Origin of the sequence: Burkholderia sp. BCC0097, assembly GCF_902832985.1 — a bacterium.
GTDB classification, from domain to species: Bacteria; Pseudomonadota; Gammaproteobacteria; order Burkholderiales; family Burkholderiaceae; genus Burkholderia; species Burkholderia orbicola.
The window spans coordinates 386,880-400,900 of record NZ_CADFDM010000003.1 but is presented as its reverse complement, the minus strand read 5'-3'; the positions used below and the strand labels follow the sequence as shown (position 1 = coordinate 400,900).

General features: G+C 68.9%; 15 protein-coding genes and 2 pseudogenes. 9 read left to right on the top strand and 8 right to left on the bottom strand.

All coding sequences use genetic code 11. The features are described from left to right. Positions 1-40 precede the first annotated feature (40 nt). Together HWX07_RS11520 and scpB are read left to right on the top strand one after the other, a co-directional pair. Positions 41-358, top strand: a pseudogene (locus HWX07_RS11520) (MFS transporter); the annotation flags it as partial. Then, a pseudogene (scpB, locus tag HWX07_RS11515) lies at positions 355-1,026 on the top strand (methylmalonyl-CoA decarboxylase); the annotation flags it as partial. The pseudogenes HWX07_RS11520 and scpB, both read left to right, overlap by 4 nt. 40 nt (positions 1,027-1,066) lie before the next feature. Here the strand turns inward: scpB and HWX07_RS11510 are convergent. From HWX07_RS11510 to HWX07_RS11500, 3 genes are all read right to left on the bottom strand, one after another. Next, positions 1,067-1,609, bottom strand: coding sequence for a chromate transporter (locus HWX07_RS11510; RefSeq protein ID WP_077218809.1), 543 nt, complete (start codon positions 1,607-1,609; stop codon positions 1,067-1,069). After that, positions 1,606-2,217, bottom strand: coding sequence for a chromate transporter (locus HWX07_RS11505; protein WP_175876372.1), 612 nt, complete (start codon positions 2,215-2,217; stop codon positions 1,606-1,608). Before HWX07_RS11505 ends, HWX07_RS11510 begins: the two co-directional genes overlap by 4 nt. 131 nt (positions 2,218-2,348) lie before the next feature. Continuing rightward, positions 2,349-3,104 (bottom strand): DeoR/GlpR family DNA-binding transcription regulator, encoded by a 756-nt coding sequence (locus HWX07_RS11500; protein ID WP_175876371.1) that lies wholly within the window; start codon positions 3,102-3,104, stop codon positions 2,349-2,351. 81 nt (positions 3,105-3,185) lie between these two features. Between HWX07_RS11500 and HWX07_RS11495 the strand changes: the two genes are divergently transcribed. From HWX07_RS11495 to HWX07_RS11475, 5 genes are all read left to right on the top strand, one after another. Beyond that, positions 3,186-3,785: an NUDIX domain-containing protein gene (locus tag HWX07_RS11495; protein WP_175876370.1), complete on the top strand. Its 600-nt coding sequence runs from the start codon at positions 3,186-3,188 to the stop codon at positions 3,783-3,785. Continuing rightward, complete coding sequence (locus tag HWX07_RS11490) at positions 3,782-4,162, top strand: DUF4406 domain-containing protein (protein ID WP_175876369.1); 381 nt, start codon at positions 3,782-3,784, stop codon at positions 4,160-4,162. Before HWX07_RS11495 ends, HWX07_RS11490 begins: the two co-directional genes overlap by 4 nt. A gap of 183 nt (positions 4,163-4,345) precedes the next feature. Continuing rightward, positions 4,346-5,215, top strand: a complete 870-nt coding sequence (locus HWX07_RS11485) for a Sir2 family NAD-dependent protein deacetylase (RefSeq protein ID WP_175876368.1) — start codon at positions 4,346-4,348, stop codon at positions 5,213-5,215. A gap of 187 nt (positions 5,216-5,402) precedes the next feature. Next, positions 5,403-5,789 (top strand): fluoride efflux transporter CrcB, encoded by a 387-nt coding sequence (gene crcB, locus HWX07_RS11480; protein WP_011544810.1) that lies wholly within the window; start codon positions 5,403-5,405, stop codon positions 5,787-5,789. A gap of 24 nt (positions 5,790-5,813) precedes the next feature. Continuing rightward, positions 5,814-6,164 (top strand): DUF190 domain-containing protein, encoded by a 351-nt coding sequence (locus tag HWX07_RS11475; protein ID WP_006476669.1) that lies wholly within the window; start codon positions 5,814-5,816, stop codon positions 6,162-6,164. A gap of 13 nt (positions 6,165-6,177) precedes the next feature. Here HWX07_RS11475 and HWX07_RS11470 read toward each other — a convergent pair whose 3' ends face one another. Together HWX07_RS11470 and HWX07_RS11465 are read right to left on the bottom strand one after the other, a co-directional pair. Next, positions 6,178-6,741, bottom strand: coding sequence for a YggT family protein (locus tag HWX07_RS11470; RefSeq protein WP_006488584.1), 564 nt, complete (start codon positions 6,739-6,741; stop codon positions 6,178-6,180). Positions 6,742-6,816: 75 nt separating this feature from the next. Further along, positions 6,817-7,746 carry a DUF2520 domain-containing protein gene (locus tag HWX07_RS11465; RefSeq protein WP_175876367.1) on the bottom strand — a complete coding sequence of 310 codons (930 nt, stop codon included), beginning with the start codon at positions 7,744-7,746 and terminating at the stop codon, positions 6,817-6,819. 508 nt (positions 7,747-8,254) lie between these two features. Here HWX07_RS11465 and HWX07_RS11460 point away from each other — a divergent pair. Then, positions 8,255-8,551, top strand: a complete 297-nt coding sequence (locus HWX07_RS11460; protein WP_059836887.1) for a hypothetical protein — start codon at positions 8,255-8,257, stop codon at positions 8,549-8,551. Positions 8,552-8,672: 121 nt separating this feature from the next. Here HWX07_RS11460 and HWX07_RS11455 read toward each other — a convergent pair whose 3' ends face one another. After that, entirely contained in the window at positions 8,673-9,341 is a 669-nt protein-coding gene (locus HWX07_RS11455) for a LysE family transporter (protein WP_175876366.1), read from the bottom strand. A gap of 64 nt (positions 9,342-9,405) precedes the next feature. Further along, a complete protein-coding gene (locus HWX07_RS11450; protein WP_175876365.1) occupies positions 9,406-10,962 on the bottom strand; it encodes a UbiD family decarboxylase in 1,557 nt (518 codons plus the stop codon). Between the two features lie 596 nt (positions 10,963-11,558). Here HWX07_RS11450 and HWX07_RS11445 point away from each other — a divergent pair. Then, entirely contained in the window at positions 11,559-12,695 is a 1,137-nt protein-coding gene (locus tag HWX07_RS11445) for a transglycosylase SLT domain-containing protein (RefSeq protein WP_124463771.1), read from the top strand. A 113-nt stretch (positions 12,696-12,808) separates the two neighbouring features. Here the strand turns inward: HWX07_RS11445 and HWX07_RS11440 are convergent, their stop codons facing one another. Then, positions 12,809-14,005 carry a pyridoxal phosphate-dependent aminotransferase gene (locus HWX07_RS11440; protein WP_175876364.1) on the bottom strand — a complete coding sequence of 399 codons (1,197 nt, stop codon included), beginning with the start codon at positions 14,003-14,005 and terminating at the stop codon, positions 12,809-12,811. Positions 14,006-14,021: the final 16 nt, after the last annotated feature.

Sequence of the window (14,021 nt, the reverse complement as noted above, 5' to 3'; positions counted from 1 at the left end):
ACGCGGCGCAAGAGCCGGCCCCGCCGGCAAGGAGACGAAGATGTTCAAGGCGATCGACGCGCCGGCGGCCGGCGCGAAGCCGCGGCGCACGCCGCTCACGCGCGAGCAGGTCAAGGGCTTCTGGGCGGTGTACGCGGGCTGGGTGCTCGACGGCGTGGATTCGGTGATCTACGCGCTCGTGCTGATTCCCGCGCTGACGGAATTGCTGCCGGCGTCCGGCATCGCGGCGACGCCCGCGAACCTGGGGATGTACGGCTCGATCCTGTTCGCGCTGTTCCTGATCGGCTGGGGGCTGTCGTTCATCTGGGGGCCGCTCGCCGATCGCTTCGGCCGCGTGCGCACGCTCGCGGCGAGCATCTCGATGCGTTGGCCGGGCACCGTCCGCCGCCGGTCGTGATCCTGTCCAACGACGGCAGCGGCGACGTGTGGAGCGCGGGGCACGACCTGCGCGAACTGGCCGACGACCGCGATCCGCTCGCGTACGGCAAACCGCTCGAACGCGCGCTGCGGCGCGTGCGGACCTATCCGGGCGCGGTGATCGCGGCGGTGGCCGGATCGGCGTGGGGCGGGGCGGTCGATCTCGTGATGAGCTGCGATCTCGTCGTCGCGGCGCGCGACGCGCGTTTCGCGATGACGCCCGCGAACATCGGCCTGCCGTATTCGATGAGCGGCCTGCTGCGCTTCCACGACAACCTGCCGATCCATGTGCTCAAGGAGATGTTCTTCTGCGCGCAGCCGCTCGATGCGGAACGCGCCGCGCATCACGGGCTCGTGAACCGGCTGGCTGACGCGGGCGGGGTCGACGACGCGGCGCTCGACGTCGCGCGCACGATTGCCGCGAAGGCGCCGCTCGCGGTGCACGCGGTGAAGGAGCAGTTGCGCGTGCTGCAGGATGCACGGCCGTTGCCGGCCGACGCATTCGAACGAATCACCGAGCTGCGTCGTCTGGCGTGCGAAGGCGCGGATTTCGACGAAGGGTTGCGCGCGTTCGCGGAGCGGCGTGCGCCGGTGTTTCGTGGGGCCTAGACGATTACGCGACGGCCGGTGCAATGACGGCGGCGACGCGCTACACCCCGCCAAGCGTGTGCACACCCACGAGCAGCAGCGCGCCGACCGCGATCAGCAACAACGCATGAACGCGCGTGTAGATCACGCACAGCGTCGACGCAACCGCGATCGCGCGGGCGGCCCAGCCGCCGTCGAGCGCCTGCAGCAGCACCCATACCGACGCGAGGATCATGCCGGCCGCGACCGGGCGCAGGCCGGCTTCGAGCGCGATTTGCCAGCGTGCGCCTCGGTGTCGCCGCCATAGATGCGCGACACCATAGATCAGGAACGCGGTCGGGCCGAACAGCGCGAGCGTCGCGATCACCGCGCCCCAGAAACCGGCCACCTGCCAGCCGATCAGCGTCGCCAGCAGCGAGCCGGGGCCCGGCGCCATCCGCGCGATCGCGAAGTCGTTCACGAATTGCGTGGCGCTCATCCAGTGATGCACGTCGACGACCTGCCGCTGGATATCCGCGATGACCGCCTGCCCGCCGCCGATCGTCGCGATCGACAGCGGCGCGAACACGCCGAACAGTGCCGCGTAACGTGCGGACGCATTCATCGTGCGTCGCTCCCGACCGGCGCGGCGGCCGCACGGCGGTATTCGAGCGCGACGCTCAGCGTGCCGCCGATCAGCACGGTCCACACGAGCGGCCAGTGCAGCACCACGACGGACACGAAGGTGAGCGTCATCACCGCGAACGGCAGCGCACGGCGCGGCAGCCGGCGCACCGCGGTGATCGCCATCGAGATCGACAGCCCGATCGCCGCGGCCGCCGCGCCGGCGAGTGCGACATGCGTGAGCGGAAAGCGCGTGAGGGTCGAGAACGCGATGCCGAACAGCACGATCAGCACGGCCGGCGGCGCGATGATGCCGGTGAAGCCGGCCACCGCGCCGCGCCATCCGGCGAGCCGGTAGCCGATCCAGATCGCGAGGTTCTTCACGTTGACGCCCGGCAACGCCTGCGACAGCGCGAGGCCGTTGAGGAACGCCTCTTCGTCGAGCCAGCGCCGCTCGTGGACGAAGTCGCGCATCATCCGCCCGCTGAGCCCGCCGCCGAAGCTGGTCAGGCCGATCTGCGCGAACGCGATGAACAGCGCGAGGATGCCCGGCGGCGGTGCGTCGCCGGCGGGCGGTGCCTGAGGCGTCGTGATGGAGGGCGGGGGCATCGGGCGGCTAGCACGTGGCGATCGGGTGATCACCCATGTTAGCAAGCGGTGCCTGTCAGCACGCTGACATGGATTCGGCACGGGCGCGGTGCGGCCCGCAATCGATTCGGCGCGTACGAGCGCCCCGCGTGCTACGCGCGCACCACCGTCACGCCCGCGGCCTCGATCGGCTTCGTCAGCGCGGCGTCGGTTTCCTTCTCGACGACGATCGTCTGCGCCAGCGTGAGGTCACCGATCACGAACTGCGACGCCGCGCGCAGTTTCGACTGCGACGCGAGCACCACCGTCTCGGCCGCGCGTTCGGCCAGCGCGCGCTTGATCGCCGCTTCCTCGAAATCGCCGGTGCTCAGCCCCGCGACCGGATGGACGCCCGTGACGCCCATGAAGTACAGGTCCGCGTGAATGCGCGCGATGCTCTCCATCGCCGCCGCGCCGACCGCGACGATCGAGTGCTTGTAGAGCCGCCCGCCGATCAGGATCACGTCGATCGACGGATGCGAGGCCAGCGCGACCGCGACGCTCGGGCTGTGCGTGACGATCGTCGCGCGCAGGTCGGCCGGCAACTGCTCGACGAGCAGCGCGGAGGTCGTGCCGCCGTCGACGATCGCCACCTGGCCGGGCGCGATCATCTGCGCGGCGCGCCGCGCGATGCGCCGCTTCTCCGCGGATTCGAGCGCCTCGCGCTGCGCGAACGGCGCGATGGCAGGCGACGCCGGCAGCGCGCCGCCGTGCACGCGCTGCAGCAGCCCTTCGGCCGCGAGCTCGCGCAGATCGCGGCGCACCGTGTCTTCGGACACGCCGAATTGCACGCTCAGCTCGGCGGCCAGTACCTGGCCGTCGCGCGCGAGCGCATCGAGGATCGCCTTCTTGCGTTGCGTCGTCAGCATCGTGTTTGCACGAAAATTCTTGAAATTGCACGAAGCTGCACGTTACCATGGGCGCCGTCCTTTGTCGAACCGGAGGCTGCAATGGCTGCAACGCGGGAGCGGGTGCGCATCGTCGATACGACGGTGCTGTCCGACGACTGGTATGTGCTGCGGAAGGTGACGTTCGATTTCCTGCGCCGTGACGGAACGTGGCAGCGCCTGAGCCGCGAAACCTACGATCGCGGCAACGGCGCGACGATCCTGCTGCGCCATGCCGAGACCGGCGACGTGCTGCTGACGCGGCAGTTCCGGATGCCGGCGTTCGTGAGCGGGCACGACGGCATGCTGCTCGAGGCGGCGGCCGGCCTGCTCGACGATGACACGCCCGAGGCGCGCATTCGCGCGGAGGCCGAGGAAGAGACCGGCTATCGCGTGCGTGGCGTGCGCAAGGTGTTCGAAGCGTTCATGAGCCCGGGTTCCGTGACCGAGAAGCTGCATTTCTTCGTCGGCGAATACGATGCGTCGCTGCGCACGAGTGCCGGCGGCGGCATCGCGGAAGAGGGCGAAGATCTCGAAGTCGTCGAGATGCCGCTGCAGGCGGCGCTGGACGCGATCGAGCGCGGCGAGATCGTCGATGCGAAGACGATCATGCTGCTGCAATACGTCGCGCTGCGGGAAACCGCCGGCGTGCGCGCAGCATGACGCCGCGGCTCGTGCTGGTCGCCGGCCCCTATCGCAGCGGCACGGACGGCGACCCTGCCCGCATCGCCGCGAACCTGCACCGGCTGGAAGCGGCGGCGCTCGCCGTGTATCGCCGCGGGCACGTGCCGATGATCGGCGAATGGGTATCGTTGCCGCTCGCGGCCGCGGCCGGGTCGACGCAGGTGGGCGACGCCGTCAGCGAAACCTTCCTGTATCCGGCCGCGCACCGGCTGCTGCGACGTTGCGATGCGGTGCTGCGCATCGACGGCGCGTCGCGCGGGGCGGATGCGGATGTGGCGCTTGCGCGGCAACTCGGCAAGCCGGTCTATTTCGCGGTCGACGAGATCCCGGTTGCGCAGGACGATTCGGCTCACTGAGCAAGCGTGGGCGTGGGGTTGCGGCATCGCCGATGCGGCGCTTGCGGACGGCGCGCATTTGCATCGTCGGTAGCCGCGCGTGCAGCGTCATGCCGCGTTGCGTGGCCGATGCAGCGCAGCCCTCGAACCGGCGTATGATCGCGACGCCACTCGTGCAACGTTCGACGCCACTGCTTCTCCATCATGTCTTCTTCCGATCCCGCTGATTCCGCCGACTTCGTCGCCGCGCCGCTTCCGGCCGATCTCGTCGCGTCCGCCGTCGATGCACTCGCACGCGCCGACGCCTTGCTTGTTACGGCCGGCGCGGGCATCGGCGTCGATTCCGGGCTGCCTGACTTTCGCGGGACGGACGGCTTCTGGCGCGCGTATCCGGCGCTGCGCCACGAGCGTTTCGAATTCCACGAGATCGCGTCGCCGCACGCGTTTCGTGCGCGTGCGCCGCTCGCATGGGGCTTCTACGGGCACCGTCTCGCGCTGTACCGTGCGACGGTGCCGCACGCGGGCTTCGCGATCCTGCGCCGCTGGATCGACGCGATGCCGAACGGCGGCTTCGTGCTGACGAGCAACGTCGACGGCCAGTTCCAGAAGGCCGGATTCGATCCGGCGCGCATCGTCGAGATCCACGGCTCGATTCATGCGATGCAATGCCTGCGCTCGTGCACGGACGACACGTGGGACGCGGCGCCGTTCGTGCCGGTGGTCGACGAAGCGACGTGCCGCCTCGTGAGCGACATGCCGCGCTGCCCATACTGCGGCGGGCTCGCGCGGCCGAACATCCTGATGTTTGGTGACACCGGCTGGCTCGGTGCGCGCTATGACGCGCAAGAGCGCGCGCTCGAAGACTGGATCGCACAGGCCGGGCGCGTCGCCGTGGTCGAGATCGGCGCGGGCACCGCGATTCCGACCGTGCGTCTGCTGAGCGAACGGCTCGGCGCCGACGTGATCCGCATCAATGCGCGCGAGGCGCATGCGCGCCGGGCGGACGTGATCGGGCTGAAGGGCGGCGCGCTGGCGACGCTGAGCATGCTCGACGCGGCCTGGAAACGCGCATGAACGTGCGGGCGGGCCCGCGCACGGCCTGCGCGTTGCCGGCCGACATCGTTGCGTGGGCGCGCCGAATCCGCATACAGTTCGACCAGTGCCGCCGGTCCGCGCGCCGCGCGGTCCGGCAACAGGCAGGGTCCCGGGGTAACCGGGAGACGGCGGCTGAGCCGCGCTGCGTCATCGACCGGGAGTGCCCTTGTTCTATTCGATCGTCGCGATCTTCGTCGGCGCCGGGCTCGGCGCGTTGCTGCGCTGGTTCCTGAGCCTCGCGCTTAACGCCTTCTTTCCCGCGGTGCCGCTCGGCACCCTCGCGTCGAACCTGATCGGCGGCTACGTGATCGGCGTGGCCGCCGTCGTGTTCACGGTCCGCGTCGGGTTGCCACCCGAGTGGCGGCTGTTCGTGATCACGGGCTTTCTCGGCGGCCTCACGACGTTCTCGACCTATTCGGTCGAAGTAATGACGCACGCGCTCGAGGGCGAATTCGGATGGGCGTTGGCGGTGGCTGCCCTACACTTGACTGGATCGTTCGCGCTGACGGCGCTCGGCATGTGGACCGCGCGCGCGTGGCTCGCGGCGGCCTGAGCGGGGCCGCCATCGGAGGGGGCGATGGACAGGGTCTTTTTACGCTTCTATGTGCACGAGCGGCACCGGCTGCACCGCAAGCCGCTGTGGGAATGGCTGCTGGAAGAGGCGAACCGGATGGGCGTCGCGGGCGGTTCCGCGTTTCGCGCGATGGCCGGTTTCGGCCAGCATCGCGTGCTGCACGAGGATCGCTTCTTCGAACTGCAGGGTTCGCTCGCGATCGAGGTCGAATTCGTCGTCACCGAGGACGAAGCGCAGCGGCTGCTCGAGCGGCTGTCGCGCGAGAAAGTGCGGGTGTGCTACGCGATGATGCCGGCGCAGTTCGGCGTGATCGACACGCTTGGCGCACCGCCGGCGCAGGGGCCGGCGGCATAGGGCATCGCGCCGGTCAGATGCCGAACATCGTCAGCGACACGGCGGCGCGCGTGACGATCATCAGCAGTACCTGCACGATCACGAACAGCAGGATCGGCGACAGGTCGATGCCGCCGAGATTCGGGATCACGCGGCGCAGCGGGTTCAGGAACGGCGCGGTGAGCTGGTAGAGGATCGGCATCGCCGGCGAGCGCGGATTGAGCCACGACAGCAGCGCCATCAGGATCGTCATCCAGATCACGAGGTTGAGCGCCCACTTCACGACGGTGAGCAGCGCGACCACGACGAGCGTCGCGATCACGGCGGCCGGATCGAAGCCGGCCATCACGACCATCAGCACGACGTAGACGAGCGCGGTGAGCAGCGCGGCGACGACGCTGGCCCAGTCGATGCCGCGCACGCCCGCGATCACGCGACGCAGCGGCAGCACGAGCCAGTTGGTCGCCTGCAGCACGGCTTGCGTGACGGGGTTGTACGGCGGCACGCGAACGGCCTGCATCCAGACGCGCAGGATCAGCGCGGCGCCGAATAGCGTGAAGACGGTATTGAGCAGAAAACGGGCGATCTCGCCGAACATCGTTGGCATCCTTTTTATACAGTCAGTAGCGTGCGGCCGCCAACGCCGGTTGGCGGCGCATCGGCCGACACCTTATCACGCCTCGTCTCGCGACGGGGAGGGGGGCGCGGCCACGCGTGCGAGCGAGGTTTCGACGGCTTCGGCCAGCGCCGGCAACGACGCGGGCGGCGTCGCGCGCTTCGCCGCGAGCGCGACCGCGCGGCGCGTCAGCAGCGCGTACAGCGCCGCATGATCGCCGCCCCGTGCCTCGAGCAGCGCGAGCTGGCGCTCGACGATGCCCGTGTCGCCGCGCGATACCGGCCCGGCCAGCGCATTCGCGAGCCCCTTGTCGCGGGCGGTCTCGATCGTGCCGGCGAGCATCGGCAACAGCGCGCGCAGCGCGGCGTCCTCGTCGAAACCCAGGCCGCGCCACAGCTCGACCGCTTCCGACAGGCCGCACAGCGCGAAGCTCGCCGCGTAGTGCGCGGCCGCGTGATACAGCATCCGGCCGCCGGCCGGAATCGACAGCGGATGGCAGCCGAGTGCGGCGGCAAGTCGCAGCAGCGTCGCGTGCAGCGCACCGTCCGCTTCGATCGTGACCGAGCAGCCGTCGATGCGCGCGAGGTCGGCATCGGTGCCGCCGAACAGATAGAGCGGATGGAAGCCGCCGGTGGCCACGCCTTGCTGCTTCGCCGGATCGAGCAGCGCGACCGCCGACGCGCCGCTGCAATGGACGAGGGCCTGGCCGGCGGCGCGCGATGCGTCGAAGCGCAGCGCCGCAGCGCTCGACGCGAGGTGATCGTCGGGTGTCGTCACGAAGATCAGGTCGGCGGCGTCGACCACCTGCTGCGGGGTGTCGACCGCGCGGCAGCCGTCGATGCGTGCGGCGAGGCCGGTGGCCGACGCGGGCGTGCGGCTCGCGATCGCGACGACCGGGAAGCCGGCCTGCGCGAAACGCTGCGCAATACAGCGCGCGAGGCGGCCGGCGCCGATAAAGCCGAGGCGGGGGATGTCGGGAAGCGGCATGGCGGCGGATGTAAGCGAAAACGAAGCAACCGCCAGTATCGCAGGAATGACGGCGGTGTCGTGGAAGGCGCAGGGACGGATGCACGTATGAATTACCGGTATACGGTGCGATCCGTGTACGCGTCGAAGTTCGGCATCGCAGCCGAGTCATGATGGAGTATCGGACCCCAAACACCGTGCCTCGCATCCCGCTTGAAATGTCGGCATCTTGTCTCAAATTTGTAATCGTTCATTACGCAAGCGTGCCCGCTGCGCGCGGCCGATTCGGTAAGACTGACCGCCCATTTTGTTGCGACCCGACTCATCGGACGGAATCGCGCGACCTGCAAGGCTCGCCGCTCCGGCCGGACGCCGCGCCGCACGGCGGTGTCGGGCGCGTGCAATTGCAATTTGCAACAAATGCACGATACGCGCGGGGCGGGTTTTCGCTACATTGCTTGCATGCGACGTGCATGCCCGCCGTTGCCGACAGGAGCGCCTAACATACCGCTCCAGCAGGAGAATCGAAGTGAAAAAGCTCGTTCCGTTCATCGCCGCCGCCGCGCTGGGCCTGGGCGCCGCAAGCGCCGCGCAGGCTCACGTGTCGATCGGGGTCGGCATCGGTATCCCGGTCGCACCCGCGTATCCCGTCTATGCACCGCCGCCGCCCGTGTATTACGCGCCGCCGCCCCCGCCCGTCTATTACGCGCCGGCGCCGGCCTACTATGCGCCGCCGCCCGCGGTGGTCGTCGGGGGCTACTACGGTCGCCCGTACTGGCGCCATGGTTACGGCGGCTGGGGCCATCACGGCTACTGGCGTCGCTGATTCGTCCCGCGCGGCCTGACCGCGCGCGGCCAAACGGCGCAACGTCCCGCGAGGGGCGTTGCGCCGTTTTTCATTGGGGCCGCTGTTTGGCGCCGTGGCCGGCGCGGCAGCGCGACCGCGATTACGCCGCGTGCACGATCAGGTCGCGGTAGCCGCCGACGATCACGCTGTACGAGAAATACGCGAACAGCAGCGCCGACGCGATGTGGCACGCACGCATCAGGCCGGCGCCCGCGCGCTTGCGGCCCTGGCTCGCGAGCGTGCACATGAAGAGCGTCCACGCGAGGCCGCCGAGGAAGAAGCCCGACAGGAACACCGACGCCGTGGCCGGCGTGGTCGCACCGGCTTTCGCGATCAGCGCGCCGCCGACCGCGGCGAACCACAGGATCGCGCTCGGCGACGACATCGCGAGCAGCATCCCGCGCACGAAACTGCGCCGTGCGCTCGCCCGCGGCGGCGCTGCATCGTCCGCGTTGTCGTCGGCCGCCTTGGCGGGCGCCAGCGCTTCGCGCGCCATCTTCCACGTGAGGAACAGCAGCACCGCGCCGCCGCCGATCCACACGATCCAGCGCACGGGCTCGAACTGCAGCAGCACGGCCATTCCCGCGAGCGCGAGCGCCGCGTAGACGAGATCGCCGACGCACGACCCGACGCCGAGCCAGAAGCCCGGCCGGAAGCCGTGCGATAGCGTGAGCGACAGCATCGCGACGTTCACGAGGCCGATGTCGAGACACAACGATAGCGACAGAAAGAATCCGTCGGACAGCATGGAGGCGGGCGGAAAGCTCATCTTCTGGGTATTTGCGGCGATTGCGATTGCGATGCGCAGGCCGGCAGGCACCGGCCGCCTGGCGTCAGAGGCCGATCTCCTGCCACAGCCGGTCGACGCGCGCCTTGACGGCCGCGTCCATCTCGATCGGGCGGCCCCATTCGCGGCTGGTTTCGCCCGGCCACTTGTTGGTCGCGTCGAGCCCCATCTTCGAGCCGAGTCCGGCCACCGGCGACGCGAAGTCGAGATAGTCGATCGGCGTGCTGTCGACCATCACCGTGTCGCGCACGGGGTCGACGCGCGTCGTGATCGCCCAGATCACTTCCTTCCAGTCGCGGATGTTCACGTCCTCGTCGACGACCACGATGAACTTCGTATACATGAACTGCCGCAGGAAGCTCCACACGCCGAACATCACGCGCTTCGCGTGGCCCGCGTAGCTCTTCTTCATCTGGACGATGGCCATCCGGTAGCTGCAGCCTTCGGGCGGCAGGTAGAAATCGGTGATTTCCGTGAACTGCTTCTGCAGCAGCGGCACGAACACCTCGTTCAGTGCGACGCCGAGCACCGCGGGCTCGTCGGGCGGCTTGCCCGTGTAGGTCGAGTGGTAGATCGCGTCGCGGCGCATCGTGATGCGCTCGACGGTGAACACCGGAAACCACTCCTGCTCGTTGTAATAACCGGTGTGGTCGCCGTACGGCCCTTCGAGCGCGTGTTCGTACGCGGCCGCCGCGTTGCCTGCCGGTCGCGGCGGCGCGCCGGCCGGAGCGGGGGCAGGCGCGCCTTCCTGCGGATGAATGAAGCCTTCGAGCACGATCTCCGCGCGCGCGGGCACCTGCAGCGTGTCGACGCCGGGCGTCAGGCACTTCGCGAGTTCCGTGCGGCTGCCGCGCAGCAGGCCGGCGAACTGATACTCGGACAGCGAATCGGGCACGGGTGTCACCGCACCGAGCGTCGTGGCCGGGTCGGCGCCGAGCACGACCGCGACCGGATACGGCTTGCCGGGGTTCTGCAGCGCGAATTCGCGGAAATCCAGCGCGCCGCCGCGATGCGCGAGCCAGCGCATGATCAGCTTGTTGCGGCCGATCAGCTGCTGGCGGTAGATGCCGAGGTTCTGGCGCGACTTGTTCGGACCGCGCGTGACCGTCAGGCCCCACGTGACGAGCGGCCCCGCATCGCCGGGCCAGCAGGTCTGGATCGGCAGCTTGTTCAGGTCGACGTCGGCGCCCTCCCAGACGATCTCCTGGCACGGCGGCGACGACACCGACTTCGGCGCCATGTCCCACACCGCCTTCGCGAGCGACAGCAGCTTGCCGGCGTCCTTCAGGCTCTTCGGCGGATCGGGTTCCTTCAGCGCGGACAGCAGGCGTCCGAGATCGCGCAGCGAGCCGAGCGCGGCATCGTCGCCCGCATCGACGCCCATCCCGAGCGCGACGCGGCGCGGCGTGCCGAACAGGTTGCCGAGCACCGGAAATGCATTGCCGGGCGGCGCGTTGAACAGCAGCGCGGGACCGCCGGCGCGCAGCACGCGGTCGCACAGCTCGGTCATTTCGAGCACGGGCGACACGGATTGCGTGACGCGCCGCAGTTCGCCGAGCGCCTCGAGGCGCTGAATGAAATCGCGTAAGTCTTTGTATTTCATGAAGAAGGTCCGGGCCACCCGTATGAACGGGCAGCGATGGGCGGGGCAGCGGCCGGCTGCGACCCCGAATTGACCGACGATTTTACCCCGGGCAGCCATGCGGCCGCCCGCCGGAGAAAAAGTCGGTCTCGCGCAAACCCCCTACGGCACGGGGCTCGCGTTCTGAAGAGGGGTTTTAAATTACTTTTTGTTATAGATTTGAGTTTTTATAGTGTTGACGATCTATAAAACCCTGCTAGAATCCGCTCACATTGGCTGCAGGGTAAAAGGCTTCGAGCCGCCAATCACCGATCTTTGACGCAGCGCGTCACCGTCCGCCGAATCCTGCACGGCGTCTTCGACGGCTTATGTCGTAGTCCCAGCCAGCGCCACCAGACGCTGGTTTTTTGCGTGGGTGCCACCGCGTATGCCCGCCTCGCCCAATGTGCGAAGGCGCCGGCCCTCTTACACCGTGGCCTCGAACGGTACTTATACCGTTTCCCCGATGCTTGCGCGTCCCAACCAAGGCGTGCGGCGTCGTGATTCCGCGGCGCGTTTTCTGTCTCGCCATCGAGCTGAGCGAGCCGCACGAGTCATGTTCATGGGAGATGATCTGAATGAACGCTTGGTTATCGTGGCGTCCCACTGAGCAGCATGCGCAAATCGTGCGCAACTTGCTGCGTCGCGGGACGCGTGTCAGTCACCATCTATTCAGCGTTGTCGGCTGTTTCGCTGTCGCGGTTGCGCTTGCACTGTGGCTGCTGCCAACCGTCCGCGGCACGCTTGCCGCGAAGCTGATGCCGGTCGTATCCGCGGCCGTGCAGGCCGGTCCGGCCCGTCTGCTGTCCGGCCATCCGCTGCCGAACTTCGCGCCTGCCGGTGCGCAGCCGCAGCAGGAAGATAGTCCCGAAACGGATGCGCTGGCGGTCGGCCTCGATGTCGCGCCGGAAACCGCCGCCCAGGGCGCTCAAGGCGCGCAGGGCGATGCGTCCGATCCTGCCCGCACCGGCCCGTCGCCGGTCGCACTGGCCAAGCTGATTCCGATTCAGCGCGTGGCGGCCGATGCCCGCGACGACCGCGCGCTCGCGTCGAACCGCGAACAGGCGCTCGTTGCCACTTATCTGTCGCGCCGTTACCGCGTCGCGCAGGAGCCGCTCGGCCAACTCGTCAAGGCCGCGTTCCAGACCGGTCGTGACGTCGGCCTGGATCCGCTGCTGCTGCTGTCCGTGATGGCGATCGAATCGGGCTTCAACCCGTATGCCGAAAGCGGCGTCGGCGCGAAGGGGCTGATGCAGGTCATGTCGAAGGTCCATTCCGACAAGTTCGAGTATTTCGGCGGCACCGACACCGCGCTGCAGCCGCTCGCGAACCTGCAGGTCGGTGCACTGGTGCTGAAGGATTGCATTGCGCGCGGCGGCTCGCTCGCGAACGGCCTGCGCCTGTACAACGGCTCGACGAACCCCGACGACAACGGCTACGGCTCGAAGGTGATGGCCGAGCGCGGCCGCCTGCGCGACGTCGCGCGTGGCCGCAGCGTGCCGATCAATGCACCGCAGGCGCCCGCGCAACCCGCGAAGCCGATCGTCACCGCTGCTGCCGTGACGGCCTCGGCCGGCGGCGCGAAGCGCGTGCATGCGACGCTCGACGGCACGACCTCGGTGAAGGCGGCGCCGAAGGAGGCCGCGTCGCAGGACGACGCGAGCGTCGATACCGCGAAGCAGTCGCACGCCGATCATTCGGAGCTCGGCGCGTAACGTCGCAGGCGCCGCGCGGCTTCGGCCGGCACGACTGGGCATGAGAAAGGCACCCGCTTCGGGTGCCTTTTCTTTTTGCGGTGCGTGAAGCGCCCGATGCGCCGGGCGCGGTGTCAGTGCTGCCCGAACAGCGTCCCGAGCCGGTCGACCGCCTCTTCGAGCCGCGAGTAGGCGGTCGCATAGGACAGGCGGATATAGTCCCGCGGCGCATGGACACCGAAGTCCATGCCAGGCACCAGCACCACGCCAGCGTCGTGCAGCATCGCCTGCGTGAGCGCGGCGCTGTCGCCCGCCGCCGGGTGCGCGACGCCGCCGCAATGCGCATAGACGTAGAACGCGCCGTCCGGCATCACCGGCACGGTGAAGCCGAGCCGCTCCAGCGCCGGCGCGATGAAATCGCGGCGGCGCTTGAATTCGAGCCGGCGTGTTTCGTAGATGTCGAGCGTCGCGGGTTCGAAGCAGGCGAGCGCCGCATGTTGCGCGAGTGCGGACGGGCAGATGAACAGGTTCTGCGAGAGCTTCTCGAACGTGCCGACGAGCGCGGGCGGCACGACGAGCCAGCCGAGCCGCCAGCCCGTCATGCTGAAATACTTCGAGAAGCTGTTCACGGTGATCACGTCGTCGCCGAACGACAGTGCCGACACGGGCGCGACGTCGTAGCTGAGCCCCTGGTAGATCTCGTCGACGATCGTGAAGCCGCCGCGTGCGCGCACCGCTTCGACGATCCGCTTCAGTTCGTCCGGTTCGAGCGACGTGCCGGTCGGGTTCGACGGCGACGCGAGCAGCACGCCGCGCGTGCGCTCGTTCCAGCGTGTGCGGACATCGTTTTCGGTGAGCTGGAAGCGCGCGTCCGGGCCGCTCGGCACGAGCACCGGACGACCTTCGGCCGCCGCGACGAAGTGCCGGTTGCACGGGTACGACGGGTCGGGCATCAGCACTTCGTCGTCGCGGCCGACCAGCGCAAGGCACGCGAGCAGCAGCGCGGCCGATGCGCCGGCCGTGACGACGATCCGCTCCGGGCTGATCGTGAGGCCGTACGCGTGCGCATAGTGCGAGGCGATCGCCTCGCGCAGCGGCGCGATGCCGAGTGCGCTCGTGTACTGCGTGACGCCGCGGCGCAGCGCGGCCGCGGCGGCCTCGACAACTGGCTCCGGCGCGGTGAAATCCGGCTCGCCGATGCCCATGTGGATAACATCGCGCCCCAAGGACTCGAGACGCTGTGCCTCCTTCATCAGTTCCATCACGTAGAAGGGCTGGATCGCGTCGACGCGTGCGGCGAGCGTGACGAGCGAATCGGCGGTGGTATTCATCGGCGGGCAGGGCGGA